Consider the following 3284-nt stretch of genomic DNA (forward strand, 5'->3'; position numbering starts at 1 on the left):
AGAATCGCGGTGATTTGCCCGACATGGCAAGGCCGCACGCGTGCGACAGATTGGCACGACGGGCAAGCGGCGTTGAAGTGACTGCCGACTTCGGAGCCGATCGGCGAATACAGAGCCTCCCCGAGCGCGACCTTTGCTCGTCGGCGATCTGTTGGCGCGCCGCCCGCCACGCGCCGGGCGCCACGCTCTCGCAGCAGGGTGATCGTGGGACATCGTTGCTCTTTCCCCGTCTGCGCGGAATGCGTGCAGCGGAATGTGGGGATGCTTGGCGGTCGCCGATTGATGATTTCTGCTGAGCTTTGGAAGAATCCTGCGCGGGCGCGCGACGCGGCTGTCTCGTGTTGTGGCATGGGATTGGTCGCATACGGACGGACCGCATTACGGTGGGGCGATCTACCTCACGGTGACCGTGATCTTGTCCGAGACGAGCGGCGGTTTGAAGGGATAGTGCTTGGCGTCGCCCAACACCAGTTGCAGCGTATGCCTGCCGGGTGGAAGCTCGAGACGCGCCTCGGTCTGGCCGGCGCCGAAATGCAGATGGTTCTTGTCCTGCGGAATCGGCTCATTGGGTTCGAGCGGCTCGCTGACATCGATCAGCAGGTGATGGTGACCGCTGTTCTGGAAGTCATCGCCCGCGTGGGTGACTCCCATGTTCCGCAAACCGAAACGGCACCAGAAGCCACCCTTGATGACTGCACCGTTCTGCGGCCAGATGAAATAGAGCAGCGCGTCTTTCGACGCCGGCTTTCCTTGTGCATGTGCCGTGCACGAGAGCGAAATCAGCGCAGCAGCGAGCACAACAAGTCGGACGGTCCATCCCATCACGCGTCTCCCGCGCCTCAAGGGGACAGGGCAACCCTGAACCCATGTGTGGGGTAGCGAACATTCGTATCGTAACTGTCACGGTTGGCTGCGCGCACGTAGCGCTGATCATTCTTCCAGGACCCGGACCGGATGACATGCGCCGTGCAATCGCTGTCGACCCACGCCGATCCATCCAACGGCGCGCCTTGATAATTCCTGTGCCAGCAATCCTCGACCCATTGGTCGACGCTGCCGCCCATGTCGTAGAGCCCAAACGGGTTAGGCCTGAAGCTGCCGACCTTCACGGGTTGTTCGATGGCCGCAATGTCCGTGCAGTTCTTGCAATTGGCCATGCCGGGCTGAAATTCATCGCCCCACCAGTAACGTGTCTGTGTGCCGCCGCGCGCCGCATATTCCCATTCAGCTTCGCTCGGCAGGCGGTAGACCTTGTGCGTCACCGTAGCGAGCCAGGTGACAAATTGCTTGGCATCGGTCCAGCTGAGATTCGTCGCCGGTGCATCCTCTTTGCCGCTCGCCGTGAAGCCACATACGTTAGCCGCTGCGCATTGGTTCCACTCACGAATAGAGATCGGATAGCGGCTCATGGCGAACGCCTTGATGGTGACGCGATGAATGGGCCTCTCCGTCGCATCATCGTTGCTGCCCATCATGAAAGAGCCGCCGCGAAGCGCGACCATATCGGGCTCTCGAATCGCCGGGACCTGCGGCGGAACGGGCGCGGCCTGCAAGGCTGCCTGGTTGGTTGCCGGCGCTACCGCGGGGGCAGGCGGCGCTGACGGTGGCGCTTGTGGACCGCTCGGTGTTGCTGTTGGCGGCGGCTGCGATGGGGCAGCGGGTTGTATAGTAGCAGGAGGCAATGATGAGACGTTCGGCAGCTGCCGCACTGCTGTGCTTGCTTGGCCACCTCGCCACTCTGCGGCGAGCCACCAATACCAAAGTGCCGCGCTTGCGAGGACCAGCAACGTTGCGCTGAGCATGAAGAGCAATATCGTCTCGCGCCGCCGGCTGGTTCTCCTCAGTGCGGCGGGGTCCGGGAGGACGCGGTAGACCCGCACCGGATCGGTGATGTTCTTCACCTTGCGGTCGCCGAGCGACTCGTAGCCGCAAACCAGCTTGTTCTTGATCTGCTCGTAAACTCCTCCGGAAATGTAGACTTCGCCGGGATCGGCGATGCCTTCTAGCCGCGACGCGACGTTGACGCCGTCGCCATATATGTCGTCCTCCTCGATGATCACGTCGCCCAGGTTCACGCCGATGCGAAATTCGATTCGGTTTTCTCTGGGCAGCAATGCATCGCGGGCAAGCATGTTTTGCTGGATGACGATGCCGCAGCGCACGGCTTCGACAGGACTATCGAAGATCGCGAAGAAGCCGTCGCCGGTCGTCTTGACCAGCCGGCCGTGGTGGTCGGTAATGGTCGGCTCGATGAGGTCGCGCAGAATGCGCTTCACGCGGAGATGCGTGCCTTCCTCGTCGAGTTCCATCAGGCGGCTGTAGCCTGCGATGTCGCCGGCAACGATGGCCGTAAGACGGCGCGGCATCGGCCCGCGCGGCGGGCGGCTGCCGGACTTAGCGGAACTGATGTCGCGAACCTTCTCCCGCATGGCGTTTACTCTACGCCTTTGGAGACAAAATCTTCGGAACCGGAGTCGGTGCCGTCGAGCCGATCCTTCGATCGGGCTCGGACCAAATTGACGGAGACGATGCAGCCCCGCAGTAACCCAGATCACACCGCAGCTAAAAAAAGCACATGCGCTGCAAATACCTGGAGCCGAGATAGCAGTTAGTGTCTGACCCAGCCCGAAGGTTCAGGGAGGAATCTGGTTTGCGCTCGGACCGCGCTTAGGAACTTGGCGGCCTGCGTCGGTTGCGTTGTCGGCGCATCTCCGGCTCGACAGCAGGGAGCCAGCAGGACGGCGCGTGTGAGCACGCTCTGATTCACATAGCGCGGGGCTCTTGACCTCACCGCTCTCCATAGAGGCGGGCATGTACAGCGCCGTGCAGATCACGTCGGGAACAGGCGCTGTCACGTTGTCGTTGCCCGTCCAAACAAGCGAGCAGCATGAAAAACAGCGGCACGGGATCGTCCGGCATCCGATCGGGCCTGCAGCCCGGCGACACACATCCGCTGGACAGTCCGGGCGCCAACGTTGGCAGCCTCGGAACCTGGGGCGGCAGCACCGACGATCACGCCACCAGAACGGCGCGGACCGACGATCAGCGGCCCCGGGACGATGGCGAGCCGAAGCCGGAGTAGGGCGGCAAAATCGGCCGGCCGACGTGAGCGGTGCGGCCGTGTCCTGCTTCACAAGCGTGCTGCAACAGCGTCCATCACATCCTGCGCCCAACGTCCGTGACGACCGCGAACCGCCCCTCTTGTGCGCACGAGACGCGGCAGAGAATCGCGGTGATTTGCCCGACATGGCAAGGCCGCACGCGTGCGACAGATTGGCACGACG

The 3284-nt window shown here is 62.8% G+C and carries 3 protein-coding genes; 1 reads left to right on the forward strand and 2 read right to left on the reverse strand.

Annotated elements, in window-relative coordinates:
• Positions 1-393: 393 nt before the first annotated feature.
• Together ACQR1W_RS39740 and ACQR1W_RS39745 are read right to left on the reverse strand one after the other, a co-directional pair.
• Positions 394-822, reverse strand: a complete 429-nt coding sequence (locus ACQR1W_RS39740; RefSeq protein WP_434855876.1) for a DUF4399 domain-containing protein — start codon at positions 820-822, stop codon at positions 394-396.
• A 17-nt stretch (positions 823-839) separates the two neighbouring features.
• The gene (locus tag ACQR1W_RS39745; protein ID WP_434855877.1) at positions 840-2429 is read right to left on the reverse strand and encodes an SUMF1/EgtB/PvdO family nonheme iron enzyme; all 1590 of its coding nucleotides are present in this window, start codon (positions 2427-2429) and stop codon (positions 840-842) included.
• Between the two features lie 458 nt (positions 2430-2887).
• Here ACQR1W_RS39745 and ACQR1W_RS39750 point away from each other — a divergent pair, with 458 nt between their 5' ends.
• On the forward strand, positions 2888-3082 hold the full coding sequence (locus tag ACQR1W_RS39750; RefSeq protein ID WP_434855878.1) for a hypothetical protein: 195 nt from the start codon (positions 2888-2890) through the stop codon (positions 3080-3082).
• Positions 3083-3284 lie beyond the last annotated feature (202 nt).

Origin of the sequence: Bradyrhizobium sp. HKCCYLS1011, assembly GCF_051167795.1 — a bacterium.
Classification (GTDB): Bacteria; Pseudomonadota; Alphaproteobacteria; order Rhizobiales; family Xanthobacteraceae; genus Bradyrhizobium.